Annotated in this window: 13 protein-coding genes; 4 read left to right on the top strand and 9 right to left on the bottom strand. The window is 67.4% G+C overall.

Going from position 1 to position 15,590, the window contains the following annotated elements:
- The first annotated feature begins 73 nt into the window (after positions 1 to 73).
- Complete coding sequence (locus ACWGL1_RS05860; RefSeq protein WP_452111446.1) at positions 74 to 1,360, top strand: dipeptidase; 1,287 nt, start codon at positions 74 to 76, stop codon at positions 1,358 to 1,360.
- 156 nt (positions 1,361 to 1,516) lie between these two features.
- On the opposite strand, the gene ACWGL1_RS05855 is transcribed toward ACWGL1_RS05860, so the two are convergent.
- The gene (locus tag ACWGL1_RS05855; protein ID WP_346487830.1) at positions 1,517 to 1,972 is read right to left on the bottom strand and encodes a tRNA (cytidine(34)-2'-O)-methyltransferase; all 456 of its coding nucleotides are present in this window, start codon (positions 1,970 to 1,972) and stop codon (positions 1,517 to 1,519) included.
- 195 nt (positions 1,973 to 2,167) lie between these two features.
- Between ACWGL1_RS05855 and petA the strand changes: the two genes are divergently transcribed.
- From petA to ACWGL1_RS05840, 3 genes are read left to right on the top strand one after another with little or no spacing between them, the layout of a single operon-like run.
- On the top strand, positions 2,168 to 2,722 hold the full coding sequence (petA, locus tag ACWGL1_RS05850) for a ubiquinol-cytochrome c reductase iron-sulfur subunit (RefSeq protein ID WP_291776282.1): 555 nt from the start codon (positions 2,168 to 2,170) through the stop codon (positions 2,720 to 2,722).
- A 17-nt stretch (positions 2,723 to 2,739) separates the two neighbouring features.
- Positions 2,740 to 4,038 (top strand): cytochrome b, encoded by a 1,299-nt coding sequence (locus ACWGL1_RS05845; protein ID WP_291776280.1) that lies wholly within the window; start codon positions 2,740 to 2,742, stop codon positions 4,036 to 4,038.
- A gap of 5 nt (positions 4,039 to 4,043) precedes the next feature.
- Complete coding sequence (locus tag ACWGL1_RS05840; RefSeq protein ID WP_312218145.1) at positions 4,044 to 4,919, top strand: cytochrome c1; 876 nt, start codon at positions 4,044 to 4,046, stop codon at positions 4,917 to 4,919.
- Between the two features lie 73 nt (positions 4,920 to 4,992).
- Here the strand turns inward: ACWGL1_RS05840 and ACWGL1_RS05835 are convergent, their stop codons facing one another.
- The 8 genes from ACWGL1_RS05835 to ACWGL1_RS05800 form a co-directional block, all read right to left on the bottom strand.
- Positions 4,993 to 5,469 (bottom strand): hypothetical protein, encoded by a 477-nt coding sequence (locus tag ACWGL1_RS05835; protein ID WP_452111445.1) that lies wholly within the window; start codon positions 5,467 to 5,469, stop codon positions 4,993 to 4,995.
- Positions 5,470 to 5,523: 54 nt separating this feature from the next.
- Positions 5,524 to 7,128 (bottom strand): M28 family peptidase, encoded by a 1,605-nt coding sequence (locus ACWGL1_RS05830; RefSeq protein ID WP_338578362.1) that lies wholly within the window; start codon positions 7,126 to 7,128, stop codon positions 5,524 to 5,526.
- Positions 7,129 to 7,233: 105 nt separating this feature from the next.
- Positions 7,234 to 8,877: a M28 family metallopeptidase gene (locus ACWGL1_RS05825; RefSeq protein ID WP_452111444.1), complete on the bottom strand. Its 1,644-nt coding sequence runs from the start codon at positions 8,875 to 8,877 to the stop codon at positions 7,234 to 7,236.
- Positions 8,878 to 8,987: 110 nt separating this feature from the next.
- Positions 8,988 to 10,259 (bottom strand): O-acetylhomoserine aminocarboxypropyltransferase/cysteine synthase family protein, encoded by a 1,272-nt coding sequence (locus tag ACWGL1_RS05820; protein WP_452111443.1) that lies wholly within the window; start codon positions 10,257 to 10,259, stop codon positions 8,988 to 8,990.
- A gap of 128 nt (positions 10,260 to 10,387) precedes the next feature.
- Positions 10,388 to 11,485, bottom strand: coding sequence for a redox-regulated ATPase YchF (gene ychF / locus ACWGL1_RS05815; protein WP_452111442.1), 1,098 nt, complete (start codon positions 11,483 to 11,485; stop codon positions 10,388 to 10,390).
- A 73-nt stretch (positions 11,486 to 11,558) separates the two neighbouring features.
- Entirely contained in the window at positions 11,559 to 12,053 is a 495-nt protein-coding gene (locus tag ACWGL1_RS05810) for a copper chaperone PCu(A)C (protein WP_452111441.1), read from the bottom strand.
- Between the two features lie 14 nt (positions 12,054 to 12,067).
- On the bottom strand, positions 12,068 to 13,480 hold the full coding sequence (locus tag ACWGL1_RS05805; protein ID WP_452111440.1) for a PepSY-associated TM helix domain-containing protein: 1,413 nt from the start codon (positions 13,478 to 13,480) through the stop codon (positions 12,068 to 12,070).
- Entirely contained in the window at positions 13,480 to 15,549 is a 2,070-nt protein-coding gene (locus ACWGL1_RS05800; RefSeq protein WP_452111439.1) for a TonB-dependent receptor family protein, read from the bottom strand. The genes ACWGL1_RS05805 and ACWGL1_RS05800 overlap by 1 nt, the downstream gene beginning before the upstream one ends.
- Between the last annotated feature and the right edge of the window lie 41 nt (positions 15,550 to 15,590).

The following is a 15,590-nucleotide window of genomic DNA, read 5'->3' as shown; positions in this document are numbered from 1 at the left end:
GCCAGCGTACCGCGCCCGTAGGAAGCGGCGCCGTGGGGCGACCGAGCGGGCCGAGTATCCAGGAGGGGAAACCATGATCCGCATCGCCCTGAACGCCAAACTGCGCGCGAGCCTGCTCGCCGCCGCCTCCGTCGCCGTCCTGGCCGGACCGACCGTGGCTCAAACTCAGCCGCAAGAGGCGCGGGTGATGCAGATCCTCAAGCGAACGCCTCTGGTCGATGGCCACAACGATCTGCCGTGGGCGCTGCGTCAGGGCTTCGGGAACGACCCTTACGGCGTTGATCTGAATGCGAATCTATCGACCTCGACGCGCCTGCATACCGATATCCCGCGTCTGCGCGCAGGCGGCGTGGGCGGCCAGTTCTGGTCGGTCTACGTTCCCGCCAGCATGGCGCCGGTCGACGCCGCCAAGGCCACCTTCGAACAGATCGATACGGTCAAGCGCATCGTCGCCGCCCACCCCGAAACCTTCGAACTCGCCACCACCGCCGACGACCTGGTCCGCATCCACCGCGCGGGCAAGATCGCCAGCCTGATCGGCATGGAAGGCGGTTACTCCATCGACGACTCCCTGGGCCTGCTGCGCGAATTCTATGATTCGGGCGCGCGCTACATGACGCTGACCCACTCCAAGAGCACGACCTGGGCCGACAGCGGCACTGACGCGCCGAAATGGAACGGGCTGAACGCCTTCGGCGAGGAGGTGGTCAAGGAGATGAACCGTCTGGGCATGATGGTCGACCTGAGCCACGTGTCCGAGGACACCATGGTCGACGCCATCCGGGTGTCCGAAGCGCCGGTGATCTTCTCCCACTCCTCGGCGCGGGCCGTGACGGCCCATCCGCGCAACGTGCCCGACGCCGTGCTGCGCCAGATGGCGGCCAACGGCGGCATCGTCATGGTGACCTTCGTGCCGGGCTTCATCAGCGAACCGGTGCGCGCCTGGGGCGCCGCCCGCGCGGCCGAAACCACGCGGCTGACGGCGCTGAATCCCGGCGATCCGACCGCGGTCAAGGCCGGCGTGGACGCCTGGGTTGCGGCCAATCCCGCGCCCAAGGCGACGATCGAGGACGTCATCGCCCACATTCAGCACGTCCGCGACGTGGCGGGCGTCGACCATGTGGGCCTGGGCGGCGACTATGACGGGGTGGACAGCCTGCCGGTCGGCCTGGAGGGCGTGGACGGCTATCCGCGCCTGTTGGCCGAACTGATGAACCGGGGGTGGAGCGAAGCCGATATCCGCAAGATCTCGGGCGAGAACCTGCTGCGCGTCATGCGCGCCGTCGAGCGCGTCGCCGCCTCGAAGGGGGCCGAACGCCCGAACTTGGCCAAACTGCCGGACGACGGCGCGCCGGAATAGGTCGAATCCTTCTCCCCTTGTGGGAGAAGGTGGCCGGCGAAGCCGGACGGATGAGGGGTGCGAGGAAACACCCTCCCAGCCTTCATGTTTGGACGGCCCGCCGACACCCCTCATCCGAGCCCTTCGGGCCCACCTTCTCCCACAAGGGGAGAAGGACTACCGCGTCGGCAGCGAGTGCAGCTGCCTTAGCGCCTCGTGCAGGCCGATCCCGGCGCTGACCGACAGGTTCAGCGACCGGGTTTCGGGCCGTATCGGAATGAAGATTCGCGCATCCGCCGCCGCGTGGACGTAGTCGGGCGAACCGGCGCTCTCCTTGCCGAACAGCAGGACGTCGTCGGGCTGGAAGACGAAATCCGTCAGAGGTTCGGCCGCGCGCGTGGTGAACAGCACCAGCCGTCCCGGCGCCCGCTCGCGCTGAAAGGCGTCCCAGTCGGAATGCCGCGTCATATGGGACAAGGGCCCGTAATCCAGGGCCGCCCGCTTCATCGCGCGGTCGTCGAAATTAAAGCTGGTGGGCTCGATGACGTGCAATTCCACGCCGAAACAGGCGCTCAGACGGATGCAGGCGCCGACATTATGGGGGATGTCAGGTTGAAAAAGGGCGAGACGCATTCTAAGGCCCTCATACGCGCGGGGCGGGGCCTTGTCGCGGCTTTTGTTGCGACTGTTTCGCAAATCGCTTCCGCGACTTGTCTGGGACGGACGAAACCGAGGCCGGACGGGCAGGGATTTGCCGTCGCATGATAGGGTTCCATTCGGTTGACGCTCCATGTCGGGGCGGCGGCCGGCGATGCAGAGGTGAAACGCGTGGCCGAATCGGTCGTGAATGCTGACGGGCCTGACGGCCAACACGGGGGTGGCGACGCCACTCGCCGCGACTTCATCCACATTGCGGCGGGCGCGGCTGCGGCCGGCGCCGGCGTGATGGTGGCGTGGCCCTTGATCAACCAGATGAACCCGGCGGCCGACACCCTGGCCCTGGCGTCGATCGAATTCGATCTGACCAAGGTTCAGGAAGGTCAGCAGGTCGTCATCAAGTGGCAGGGCAAGCCGGTCTTCGTGCGCTATCGCACCCCGGCCGAGCTGACCAAGGTCATCGACGAGGGCGCCGTAGGCAGCCCGCCGCAGACCGACGCCGAGCGCACCAAGGCCGGCCACGAGAAATATCTCGTCGTCATCGGTTCGTGCACCCACCTGGGCTGCGTGCCGACCTTCAACGCCGGCGACTACGGCGGCTGGTTCTGCCCCTGCCACGGTTCGCACTACGACGCCTCGGGCCGCATCCGTAAGGGTCCGGCGCCGCTGAACCTGATCGTGCCGAACTACGAATACATGTCCGACACCCGCGTGAAGATCGGCTGAGGACGGACAGAGGAACCATGAGCGATCACGAATCCACTTACGTCCCGAAAACCGCTGTCGAGCGGTGGATGGACACCCGCCTGCCGATCATTCGTTTCGGCATGGACTATGCGAACCTGCCGACCCCGAAGAACCTGAACTACTGGTGGACCTTCGGCGGCATCCTGGCGATCTGCCTGATGACGCAGATCATCACCGGCATCGTCCTGGCCATGCACTACACCCCGCACGTCGACATGGCCTTCGCCTCGGTCGAGCGCATCATGCGCGACGTGAACGGCGGCTGGCTGATCCGCTACGTGCACGCCAACGGCGCGTCGATGTTCTTCATCGCCGTCTATCTGCACATGCTGCGGGGCCTCTACTACGGCTCCTACAAGGCGCCGCGCGAGATGATCTGGATCGTCGGCTGCGTCATCTTCTTCCTGATGATCGCCACCGCCTTCCTCGGCTATGTCCTGCCGTGGGGCCAGATGTCCTTCTGGGGCGCTGAGGTGATCACCAACCTGATCGGCGCCATTCCGGTCGTCGGCGAGCCGATCCTGATCTGGCTGCGCGGCGGCCCGGCGATCGACAACGCGACGCTGAACCGCTTCTTCTCGCTGCACTACCTGCTGCCGTTCGTCATCGCCGGCTGCGTGGTGCTGCACCTGTGGGCTCTGCACGCCGCCGGTCAGAACAACCCGGTCGGCATCCTGATCCCGAAGGACCGCGCCAAGAAGGACATGCTGCCCTTCCACCCGTACTTCACGGTCAAGGACGGCTTCGCGATCATCCTGTTCCTGATCCTGTTCGCGGTCTTCGTCTTCTACAACCCGAACGCCCTGGGCCACGCCGACAACTACATTCCGGCCAACCCGCTGCAGACCCCGGCGCACATCGTGCCTGAGTGGTACATGCTGCCCTTCTACGCGATCCTGCGCGCCATCCCCGACAAGTTCGGCGGCGTGGTGGCTATGTTCGCGGCGATCGGGGTGCTGTTCGTCCTGCCGTGGCTGGACACGTCCAAGGTGCGCTCCATGCGCTACCGCCCGACGATGAAGACCTTCTTCATCATCTTCCTGTTCGTCTGCTTCGGCCTGGGCTGGTGCGGCGCGCAGCTGCCCGACGCTCCGGTGATCGGCAGCTTCAAGACCTTCACCCTGATCGACGGCGACCTGAACTCCTACCTGTGGCTGACGCGTTTCCTGACGGCCTACTACTTCGTCTTCTTCCTGGTGCTGATGCCGGTCATCGGCCTGCGTGAGAAGCCGCTGCCGATCCCGGCGACGATCTCGGAGCCCGTGCTCCCGTCGACCGCAGCCGAGAAGGCGTGAGCGCGATGATGAGCAACGAGAAAAAGACCGTGTCCTTCCGCAAGATCCTCGTCTCCGTGACGGCCGCTGTCGGCCTGGTCGCCATCGCCGCACCGGCGATGGCCGCCGGGGGCGCCAAGCATCCGCGCGACGGCGGCTTCAGCTTCGCCGGGCCGTTCGGCACCTTCGATCAGGGCCAGCTGCAACGCGGCTACAAGGTCTATCGCGAGGTCTGCGCCTCCTGCCACGGCATGGACCTGATGCACTTCCGCAACCTGGGCGACAAGGACGGCCCGTTCTGGAATCCGAAGTATCCGAACCCGAACGACAACCCTGTCGTGAAGGCTCTGGCCAAGGAGATCCAGGTCGCCGACATCGACTCGGAGACGGGTGAGGCCCTGATGCGCGACGCCACCACGGCCGACCGCTTCCCCAACCCCTATCCGAACCCGACGGCGGCCGCTGCGGCCAACGGCGGCGCCATGCCGCCGGACCTGTCGGTCATGGCCAAGGCTCGTCACGACGGCGCCAACTACATCTACTCGCTGCTGTCGGGCTATTCGGCCCCGCCGGCGGGCCTGAAGATGACCGAGACCCAGCACTACAACCCCTATATGGCCGGGGACATGACCCCGTTCTGGACGGGCGAGGGCCATGTTCCGCCCGGCGGCTTCATCGCCATGCCGCCGCCGTTGAGCGCGGGCCAGGTCACCTATGACGACGGCACCGAGGCGACGGTGGATCAGATGTCCAAGGACGTCGCGGCCTTCATCGCCTGGACGTCCGAGCCGAAGATGGTCGAGCGCAAGCAGATGGGCTTCGGCGTGCTGATCTTCCTGCTGGCCTTCGCGGGCGTGACCTACGCCAGCTATCGCCGCATCTGGAAGGGCGTCGCCCACTAAGGCGTCCTCTCCTTGCAGACGAAACGACCCGCCGGAGCGATCCGGCGGGTTTTTTTCATGGGCGGCCTCCGCGTCAGCGGGCGAGGGCGGTGCAGCGGATCAGGCGCTGGGGCGCTTCGTCGGGTCTGTCGAGGCGGATCAGCCGCAGCGTCTCGTTCGTCGCCTCGAACCGGACTTGCCGGGAGGAGCGCCCGCTTCCCGTCTCGCAGTCGAGAAGGGCGTCATAACCCTGGCCGCGCTCGTCGATGGCTTCGATGACGCAGCGCAGTCCCCGTCCACGCAGATCGGTGGTTGTGATCTGAAGCGCAGCCTGATCGCCGGGCTGGGCGCAAGTTTCGGCCGTGGGCGCCCAACGGCCGATGAAGCTGGTCGCGCCGGCGCCGCGCATAAGCGGCTCCATCCCCGGCGGGCGCTGTGGCGGAGGCGCCGAAGTCCCCGGACCCTGTATGGGCTGGGCCGGCTCTGTGGGCGGGTTGACCTGGCCCGGCGGGTCGCAGGCCGTCAGCAAGGTCGCCAGCACGACAAGCAAGGGGGGCGAAGAGCGCTTCATCCCTGGCTCAACGTGCGGACAGGCGAGGGCGTTGCCGCCCTGCCTTTTGATGCGTCAACGCCGGGCCGCCGCGCTGCGGTCGCGGACCTGGCCGAATTCGGAGGTCGGCTTCCAGGTCGGCCATTCGTCGCCGTTGGCCAGGTCCAGGCCCAGGCGATAGAGCAGGGTCAGATTCTCGACCGCCGAGCGCAGATCCCAGTCGGCCGACCACTCGTCGCTGGGACGATGATAGTCGGCGCCGAACTTGGCTTTCCAGGCCGCCAGACCCGCCTCGCGGCCGCCCTCGACCCAATCCACCCCGTGCCAGGGCATCAGGGCGGGCACGCCCGCGCGAGCGAACGGGAAGTGGTCCGAGCGATAGTAGAAATTCTGTTCCGGCTGGCCGTCGTCGGAGACGTAGCGGCCTTCCTGTTCAGCCAGGGCCTGCAGGTCGTCCTCGAGGCTGTTCTGGCCCTTGCCGAAGATGGGCACGTCGTGGGTCGGACCGCTGAGAGGCAGCATGTCGATGTTGATGTCGGCCACCGTCGTCTCCAGCGGATAGACCGGATCGGCGACATAGGCGTAGGCGCCCAGCAGGCCCATCTCCTCGGCCGCCATATGGGCGAAGACGAGGGTGCGCTTCGGCGTCGGGGCGGCCTTCAGCTGGCGCGCCATCTCGACCACGCCGACCGTGCCCGAGGCGTTGTCCCAGGCGCCGTTGAACACCTTGTCGTCGCCCGCCGTGTTCTCATTGACGCCGACATGGTCCCAGTGGGCGGAATAGATGACGACCTCGTTCGGGCGCTCGGTCCCGGTGATGCGCGCCAGCAGATTGTGGGTGCGCAGGATTTCGACCGATTCCTGAGCCGAAGCGGTGATCCGCGTCTCCAGCGCGAAGGCGCGGAAATCGCCGGTCTCGAGGCGGGGCTTCAGCGACGCCAGGTCCACGCCCATTTCGGTGGCGACGTCGCGGTTGACGGCGCCGCTGAGGGTCAGTTCGGCCGAGCCGGGCGTCAGGGTGCGCGTGCGTTCGGCGCCGGCGGTCTCGCGCCGCCAGGCGGCCGAACCGGCATCGCCGTCGACGATCGTCAGAACGGCCACAGCGCCGCGCCGCCTGGCCTCGTCGGCCTTATAGGCTGCGGACTGGTAGGTGGTGGCGTAGGGGCCGTTGAACAGTTCGCCGTCGGGCTCGCCCGCCACGACCAGGACGACCGCGCCGGTCACGTCCAGATCGCCGTAGTCGTCCCAGCCCCGCTCGGGGGCATGGATGCCGTAGCCTGCGAAAACGACGGGCGCGTCGATCACCCGCCCCACGGCCGCATCGTTCATCGCCCGCAGGGTGAAGTCGGTTCCGGCGGTCAGGGCGCGGCCCGTCGTGGCCGCTCCGGCCCAGGTCAGGGCGGGCTCGCCCTGGGGCGTCAGACGCTTCAGGTCGATGACTTGCAGCCACTGGCCGTTCGGACCGCCGGGCTCCAGCCCCATGGCTTCATACTGGGCCTGCAGCCAGTCCAGCGTCTTCTTCTCGCCCTCCGTGCCGGGATAGCGGCCCTGGAAGTCGTCGGCGCTGATGACGCGGATCTCGTCGGACAGGCGCTGGGCCGAGAAGTCCTGGGCCGAGGCGGCGCCCGCGACGAGGATCAGCGCGGCGGCGGCGACGCCGCGAATGAAGCGATGGTGCATGGCGTTTCCTTCGGCCTTCCCCACGAGGCCGTTCCCTATAGTCTTAGGGCGGCCCCTTGCGAGGCCGCCCCTTACATTTTCGTCATGTTCGACCGACGGGCCGGATCAGCGGCGCTGAGCGGCGCTCTTGGCGCGTTCCGGGCCGAACTCCGAGCCGGACTTCCATTCCGGCCAGGTGCGGCTGTTGGCCAGATCCTGGCCGACCTTGAACATGACCTCCAGGTCCTGGAGCATGCCGGAATAGTCCCAGTCGGATTCCCATTCGTCCGCCGCCTGGTGATAGCGGTTGGCGCGATAGTCGGCGGCGCGCGCCAGACGCGGCTCGATCGGGGCGTCGACGAACTCGCCCGTCGAGGACAGATAGGCCATCGGCACGCCCTTCTTGGCGAGCGGGAAGTGGTCGGAGCGGAAGTAGATGCCCGCCGCCGCACCGGCGTCGCCGACGAAGCCGCGCCCTTGCGCCGCCGCCGCCGCGATCACCGGCTCGTCCAGTTCTGAATGGCCGTAGCCGGTCACGCCCAGCTTGTTCATCCGACCGAAGACGGCGGCCGAGTCGATGTTGAAGCCGCCGACGGTCTTCTCCACCGGGTACAGCGGGTTGGCGGCGTAGAATTCCGAACCCAGCAGGCCGCTTTCCTCGCCCGTGAAGCTGATCATGACGATGGTGCGCTCCGGCCGCGGTCCGGCCGACCATTGGCGCGCCATCTCCAGCAGGGCCGCCGTGCCCGAGGCGTTGTCGATGGCGCCGTTGAAGATGCGGTCGCCGTTGGCGTCCGGCTCGCCCATGCCGATGTGGTCCCAGTGGCCGGTGTAGAGGATGGTCTCGTCCGGGTGGGTCGAACCTTCCAGCTTGGCCACGACGTTGTGGGTGACGATGCGTTCGGACTTCACGTCCATGCGGGCGTCGAGGGTCGCGCCGGTCAGTTCGACGGGCTGGAAGTCGCGGCTGCGCGCCTTGATCTTCTCCTGCTCGAAGTCGAGACCCGCGCGGCGGAACAGATCGACGGCCAGATCACGCTGGATCCAGCCTTCCATGGCGACGCGCTCGGCCGACGGATCGGCGCGAACGATATCGAACTGCGGCACGCCCCAGGAGTTGGCGACCGTGGTCCAGCCGTAGGAGGCGGGCTTGGTCTCGTGGACGATCAGCACGCCGGCGGCGCCCTGACGGGCGGCTTCCTCGAACTTGTAGGTCCAGCGGCCGTAGTAGGTCATGGCCTCGCCGCCGAAGGTGTTCAGCGACGGGTCTTCGAAGTCGGCGTCATTGACCAGGACGACGATCACCTTGCCGCGCACGTCGGTCTTGAAGTCGTTCCACTGACGCTCGGGCGCGCTGATGCCGTAGCCGACGAAGACCAGCGGCTTGTCCTTCAGGTCGACGTCGTCGGAAGGCAGGCGGGTCGTCATGGTGACTTCCTGGCCCTGCGTCAGCGGCTGGCTCCAGTCGCCCAGCTTCAGCTGACCCGAGACGTTGGAGACGGTGAAGCGGTTCAGGCCGACGGCCTGGGTCCAGCCGCCGTTCTCGCCGCCCGGCGCGAAGCCCGCCGCCGCATACTGGCGGCTCAGATAGTCGATGACCTTCTGCTCGGCCGGGGTGGCGATGCCGCGCCCCTCGAAGCTGTCGTCCGACAGGACGCGGATGTCCTCGGAAATGCGCGCGGCGTCGAAGGCGGGCGCGGTCTGGGCGACGGCGCCGCCGGCCAGCGAGGCGGCGAACGCCAGAACGGCGATGGACGTTGAAAGACGCATACAGTCTCACCTCTCGGAGAATTCGATGGCGGGACCGTAGTGAGCCGGATCGCGGGAGTCGACAGCCAAGCGCCGCGTCGACGGCGCCTGGCTGGGACAGGGGCGGAGGATCAGACGGCGGCCAGAGCCTGGTCTAGGTCAGCGATCAGGTCGTCGATATGCTCGATGCCGACGGACAGACGCACCGTGTCCTCGGTCACGCCCGCCTTTTTCAGTTCGTCGGGCGACAGCTGGCGGTGGGTGGTCGAGGCCGGGTGGCAGACCAGCGACTTGGCGTCGCCGATGTTGACCAGACGGGTGAAGATTTTCACCGCGTCCTGGAAGCGGGCTCCGGCCTCGCGGCCGCCCTTGACGCCGAATGTCAGCAGACCGGACGCCTTGCCGCCGAAATACTTCTGAATCAGGGCGTGATCCTTGTGCTCGGGAAGGCCGGCGTAGTTGACCCAGTCGACCTTGGGGTGGGCCTTCAGCCATTGGGCGACTGCGGTGGCGTTCTCGACGTGGCGATCCATGCGCAGGGCGAGCGTTTCCAGCCCCTGCAGGATCAGGAAGCTGTTGAACGGCGAGATGGCCGCGCCGGTATTGCGCAGCAGAACGGTGCGCGCCCGCCCGATGAAGGCCGCAGGGCCGAAGGCCTCGGTATAGACCACGCCGTGATAGCTGACCTCGGGCGTGTTCAGGCGCGCGAAGCGGTCCTTGTGCTCGGCCCAGGGGAAGGTCCCGCCGTCGACGATTGCGCCGCCGATGCTGGTGCCGTGTCCGCCGATGTACTTGGTCAGGGCGTGGACCACGATGTCGGCGCCATGCTCGATCGGCCGGGTCAGGTAGGGCGTCGGCACGGTGTTGTCGACGATCAGCGGCAGGCCTTGCGCGTGCGCGGCGTCCGCAAGCGCGGCCAAGTCCACCACATTGCCGAGCGGATTGCCGATGGATTCGCAGAAGACCGCCTTGGTCCGCTCATCCGTATTGGCCGCCACCGCCGCGATGTCGTCGGCGTCGATGAAGCGCACCTCGATGCCGTACTGAGGCAGGGTGTGGGCGAACAGGTTGTAGGTGCCGCCATAAAGGGCGCCCGTGGCGATGATGTTGTCGCCGGCCTCGGCGATGGTCAGGATCGCATAGGTGATCGCCGCCATGCCTGAGGCCACGGTCAGGGCCGCGACGCCGCCCTCTAGCGCCGCCAGACGCTGCTCCAGCACGTCGGACGTCGGGTTCATGATGCGGGTATAGATGTTGCCCGCCACCTTCAGGTCGAACAGGTCGGCCCCGTGCTGGGTGTCGTCGAAGGCGTAGCTGGTGGTCTGATAGATGGGCACCGCCACCGACTTGGTGGTCGGATCGGGCGCATAGCCCGCGTGCACGGCGAGGGTGTCGAACTTCATGGCTTCCCCGGGAGCTTTCGACGCAAGGCGCGCCGATTCACACCAGCCTTAGCAAAGCTCGCCGCGAAATGGGATTTCAGTTTTTCTGCGAGAGCGGTCAGATTTTCTGGCCGCCCCGCATGATGACGTCAGTTGTTGAAAAGGAAGTGCATGACGTCGCCGTCCTTGACGACGTAGGCCTTGCCTTCGGCGCGCATCTTGCCCGCTTCCTTGGCGCCCGCTTCGCCCTTCAGCGCGACGTAGTCGTCGAAGGCGATGGTTTCGGCGCGGATGAAGCCCTTTTCGAAGTCGGTGTGGATGACGCCCGCCGCCTGCGGCGCCGTGGCGCCGACGGGGATGGTCCAGGCGCGCGCTTCCTTCGGCCCGACGGTGAAATAGGTCTGCAGGCCCAGCAGGTCGTAGGCGCCGCGGATCAGGCGGTTCAGGCCCGGCTCCTCCAGACCCAGGGTTTCGAGGAACTCGGCCTGTTCGGCGTCGTCCAGCACGGCGATCTCGGACTCGATCTGAGCCGAGATGACCACGGTCTGGGCGTTGTCCGCCTTGGCGCGCTCGGCGACCTTGGCCGACAGCTCATTGCCCTCGGCGGCCGAGCCTTCCTCGACGTTGGCGACGTAGAGGGCGGGCAGGGCGGTCAGCAGTTGCAGCATGTCCCAGGCCTTGCGGTCTTCCTTGGACACCTCGGCCAGACGCGCGGGCTTGCCGTCGCGCAGCTTTTCGAGCGCGGCGTCGATCAGCTTCAGGTTGAGCTGGGATTCCTTGTCGCCGCCCTTGGCGCGCTTCTCGATCTGGACGCGGCGACGCTCCAGGCTCTCGAGGTCGGCCAGCATCAGCTCGGTCTCAATGATCTCGAGGTCGGAGAGGGGATCGATGCGGTTCTCGACGTGGGTGATGTCGTCGTCGATGAAGCAGCGGGCCACGAAGGCGATGGCGTCGCAGTCGCGGATGTTGGCCAGGAACTGGTTGCCCAGACCCTCGCCCTTGGAGGCGCCGCGCACCAGACCGGCCACATCGACGAATGTGATGCGAGCGGGGATGATCTCCTTCGACCCGGCGATGGCGGCCAGGGCGTTCAGCCGGGCCTCGGGCACGGCCACGTCGCCGGTGTTCGGCTCGATGGTGCAGAACGGATAGTTGGCCGCTTGGGCCGCCGCCGTCTTGGTCAGGGCGTTGAACAGGGTGGACTTGCCGACGTTGGGCAAGCCGACGATCGCGACTTTCAGGGCCATGGTATTCCTCGTGAGCGCGAGCCTTTAGCCGGTTCGGGCCGGTTTGTCAGGCTCGCGCCGCCAAGAGAGGGTTTTACTCCTCCGAATCCACCACCGGCGGCTGCTTGACGGCCGCGTGGACGCCGATGGGACCGGCCTTCTCGAAGGTCAGGGTGAAGGAGGCGACGCCGCCGTCGACCAGCGGATCGCGCAGACCCATCAGCATGATGTGATTGCCGCCGGGCTTCAGCTCGACCGGGGTTCCGGCAGGCAGGGGCAGACCGTCGGCCAGGTGGCCCATGCTCATGACCCCGTTCTCCATCTTCATCTCATGCACCTCGGCCGACTGGGCCAGGGCGGTCGAGACGCTGACCAGACGGTCGTCGGAGCCCGCGGTCAGGGTCAGGTAGCAGCCCCCGACCTTGGCGCCGTTGGGCGTGGGGCGGCACCAGGCGTCGGCGACTTGAACCGTGCCGGGGGCGACTGTGGCGTCCTTGGCGGCTTCGGTCGACTTCTCGGCGGGCTGGCCGCAGGCGGCGAGCGCGAGGGTGGCGGCCGACAGGGCGGTCAGGGCGAACAGACGTTTCATGTTGAAGCTCCTTATCAAGAGGCTGCGACGGGCTTGGACCCGGCGAACGCACGCACCGCTCGGTCGAGCAGCAGGGCGGCCACGAGGCTCAGTCCCGTCAAGGGATAGAGGATGGACAGGGGGATGACGATGCAAAGCACGACAATTCGCGCGCGGGGGTCGGGCGGCGGGGGCGGGGCGCCGACAAGGCCGCGCGACAGGCTGGGCGGACGGCGCTTCCACCACATGATCAGCCCGCTGATCGCCAGCAGCCAGACGGCGATGCAGCCGATCAGCATGACGATGCGGTTGATCCAGCCGTATTGCATTCCCTGATGGACGGCGATGCCCCACTCAAAGCTCTTGGCCATGACGCCGAACTGGCTCCAGCGCAGGTCGGCCTTCACCGCTCCGCTGGCGCCGTCGACATAGAGGCTGCGGGCGTCCTCGGCCTTGCGGGTCTGGCGGGCGACGGTCCAGGCGAGTTCGGAGGATTGGGGGATGCTGACGGTGAAGGGGCGGGGCAGGTCCTGTTCGCGCGCCGTCTGAAGCACGCGGTTCAGGCTGGGGGCGACGGCCGGGCCGTGATCATGTCCGTGTCCATGCGCCGCGTGGCTATCGGCGGGCAGGACGGCGTTCTCCAGCGTCCAGCCCACGCCCGCCGGGGCGTCGTGAGGCTTGGCGTGGCTCCAGGGGCTGGCGGCGGCGGGCGCAGGCGGACGGCCCAGACCCGTGCCGCGCATGACGCCCATGAACTGATCGCCCCAGACGGCCGACCACGGCATCCCTGTCACCGCAAGGAAGATGATCACCCCGCCGACATAGAAGCCCGTCAGGGCGTGGACATCGCGCCAGAAGGGGCGGCGGCGGGCGTCCGTCTCACGCGGCCGCAGCACGGCGCCGGTGCGGCGTCGGGGCCACCACAGATAGAGGCCGGTGGCGCACAGGATGATGGCCCAGCCCGCGATGATCTCGACCAGAATGTTCAGCGCTGTGCCGATCGGGCCGCCGAACAGGCTGAGGGAGTGCAGCTTCTTGATCGTCTCGGTCACGCCGCCATAGGCGGTGACGCCGGTGACCGTGGCCGTATGCGGATCGACGAAGACGGTGCGCTTGGCGCCGTCGGGCCGGTCGACGCGGACGCGCACGGCCTGATCGGCGCGGTCAGGGACCAACACATTCGCCGCCCGGCCTTCGCCTGCAAGCGCGGCGGCGGCCAGCCACTGATCGGGATCGGCCTGCTGCGAACGGGCCGGAATCTCGATCATGGAGCGATAGAGGACGTGGTCGATCTCGTCCTTGAACAGATAGAGTCCGCCCGTCAGCGTCAGCAGCATCAGGAACGGCATGACCAGCACCCCGGCGTAGAAGTGCCAGCGCCAGACGGCCCGATAGGCGCCGGACATCACGTCCGGCGCCTTGGCCTGTATTAAGGCGGAACGGCCCATCAATAGGCCATCCGCAGGCCGACGGAGATCGAACGGCCCTCGCCGGGGAAGAAGACGGCCGTCTGCGCCAGGCTTGCGTCTGTCACGGCCGAAAACTCGCCGACGTAGCGTTTGTCGGTCAGGTTGCGCGCGTCGATGTAGATCGAGGTGTTGGCGTTGACGTTGAATCCGCCGGTCAGGCCCAGCACGGCGTAGTCCGGCGCCTTCATGGTGTTGGCGTAGTCGACATAGGGGCTGGACATCCGCCACTCGACCGACGGGGTGACGAAGACGCCCGTCGGGTGGCGCCAGGTCAGCTCGGCGCGATACTGATGCTGCGGCACGACCGGCAGGCGGTTGTCGCCCCAGCGCGCGTCGCCGTCGAAGCGGAAGTCGCTCCAGTTATAGACCTGACGGAGCATCAGCGATCCGTCCGCTAGTTCGAGCGGCAGGGTCCAGTCCAGCCCGGCCTCGATCCCCTGGTGGATGGTCTTTTTGGCGTTGAAGGTGGCGGCGGGGATGTCGGGGCTGGTGATGAAGTTCAGCATCTCGCCTTCGATCCGGCTGCGATAGGCGACCAGATCCCAGGCCAGAGGGCCATGACGGCCGCGCGTGCCGATCTCGCCGGTCCAGGCGTCCTGAACCTCGACCGGGGTGAAGCCGGTCAGCGGCGCCTGCACCAGGGCGCCATAGGTCGGCGGCTCGACCGAGCGGGTCAGGTTGGCGAAGACCTGGGCGCCGCTTTCCGCTTCCCACAACAGGCCCATGCGCGGCGAGAACCACTCATAGTCTCGGCTGGCGTTATTGGCCGGGGTCATGCGGTCCAGATAGTCGCGCGTGGCGCGCCCCCATGAGCCGCCCGCGACCAGGGCCAGTTGGTCGGTAACGAACAGCCGTCCCTCGGCGAAGACGTCCAGCCCAGAGGCTTCCTGACGCGCATCGGCGGTCTTGGCGCCGCGCTGGCCCGCCAGGTTCACATAGCGCAGGGCCTCGACCTCTCCCTCGCGCCACGAGAAGCCGTAGAAGGCGTCGGCGCGCAGGCCGCCGACATTGCCCGTCCAGTCGATGCGGGCGAAGGCGCCGCGCGTGGCGCTGTCCTGATCCAGCACCTGGAAGATCGGGTGGTACAGCGACTTCTCCCAGCCCCAGACGGCGCCCTCGAACAGGGTGGATTCATTGAAGCGCCAGCGGGTCTGCAGCGTCAGCCGTTTGACCGTCAGATCGCGGGCCTGATCGCCGGACAGGGCGCTGGCGGAGGCCTTGCGCGGCTTGTTCAGTGCTTCTTCCAGGGTCAGGGAGCCGGGCATGTCCTGTTTGATGTCGGCGGCCTGGGCGATCAGGCGCACCTCGCGGTCCTCGCCGAAGGAACGGCCCGCATTGACGGTTAGGCGGCCTTGCGACTGTTTGCTGTGGTCGCGCCAGCCGTCGCCCTGCATGGCCGTGGCGGCGGCGTAGACGTCCCAGTCGCCATAGGTCTCGGCGACGGCGCCGTGTGCACGCACGAAGCCGTAGCTGCCGCCCTCGACCTGCATCAGGGCGCGCTGGCGGGCGGTGCGGCCGGTCGGTGTGACGAGGTTGATGGCACCGCCGAGTTGCGCTCCGCCGAAGCGCAGGGTGTTGGCGCCCTTCCACACCTCGACATAGCGGGCGCTGAGGGAATCGACGCTCTGGAAGTCGGAAAAGCCGTCAGCGTCGGCGAAGGGCACGCCGTCCTGGGCGAACAGGACGCCGCGCTGGTGAAAGCCCTGGGCGATGCCCGAGCCGCGGATGGAGAGGCGGCTTTCCTCGCCGTATCGTTTCTGGGCCAACACGCCGGGCACGTTGCGAAGAGTGTCGGAGAAGCCCTGGACGAAGCGATCGGAATAGCTTTCGGCCGACACCACGGCGACGGCGCCGGGGGTGCGGCTGAGACGGTCGCGCGCTTCGGCCACGACGGTCGGGTCTTCGGCGTTGCGGCGGCCGGTGACGATGATGCTGTCGACGACGGTAGGGCTGTCACCACTCGGAAGGCTGTCAGCGTGAGCAAGGGCGGGCGCCAGGCAGGCGCCGATCAGCAGGGCGCACGGCGCCGCAGCGGTCTTGAGAGACATGGAATTTGTATCCTGAAAACAGATGTACGGCCGCGCAGGCC

It is taken from the genome of Brevundimonas sp. NPDC055812 (assembly GCF_053616535.1).
Note: the sequence above shows the minus strand (reverse complement) of the source record. Positions and strands in the feature narration are given on the sequence as shown.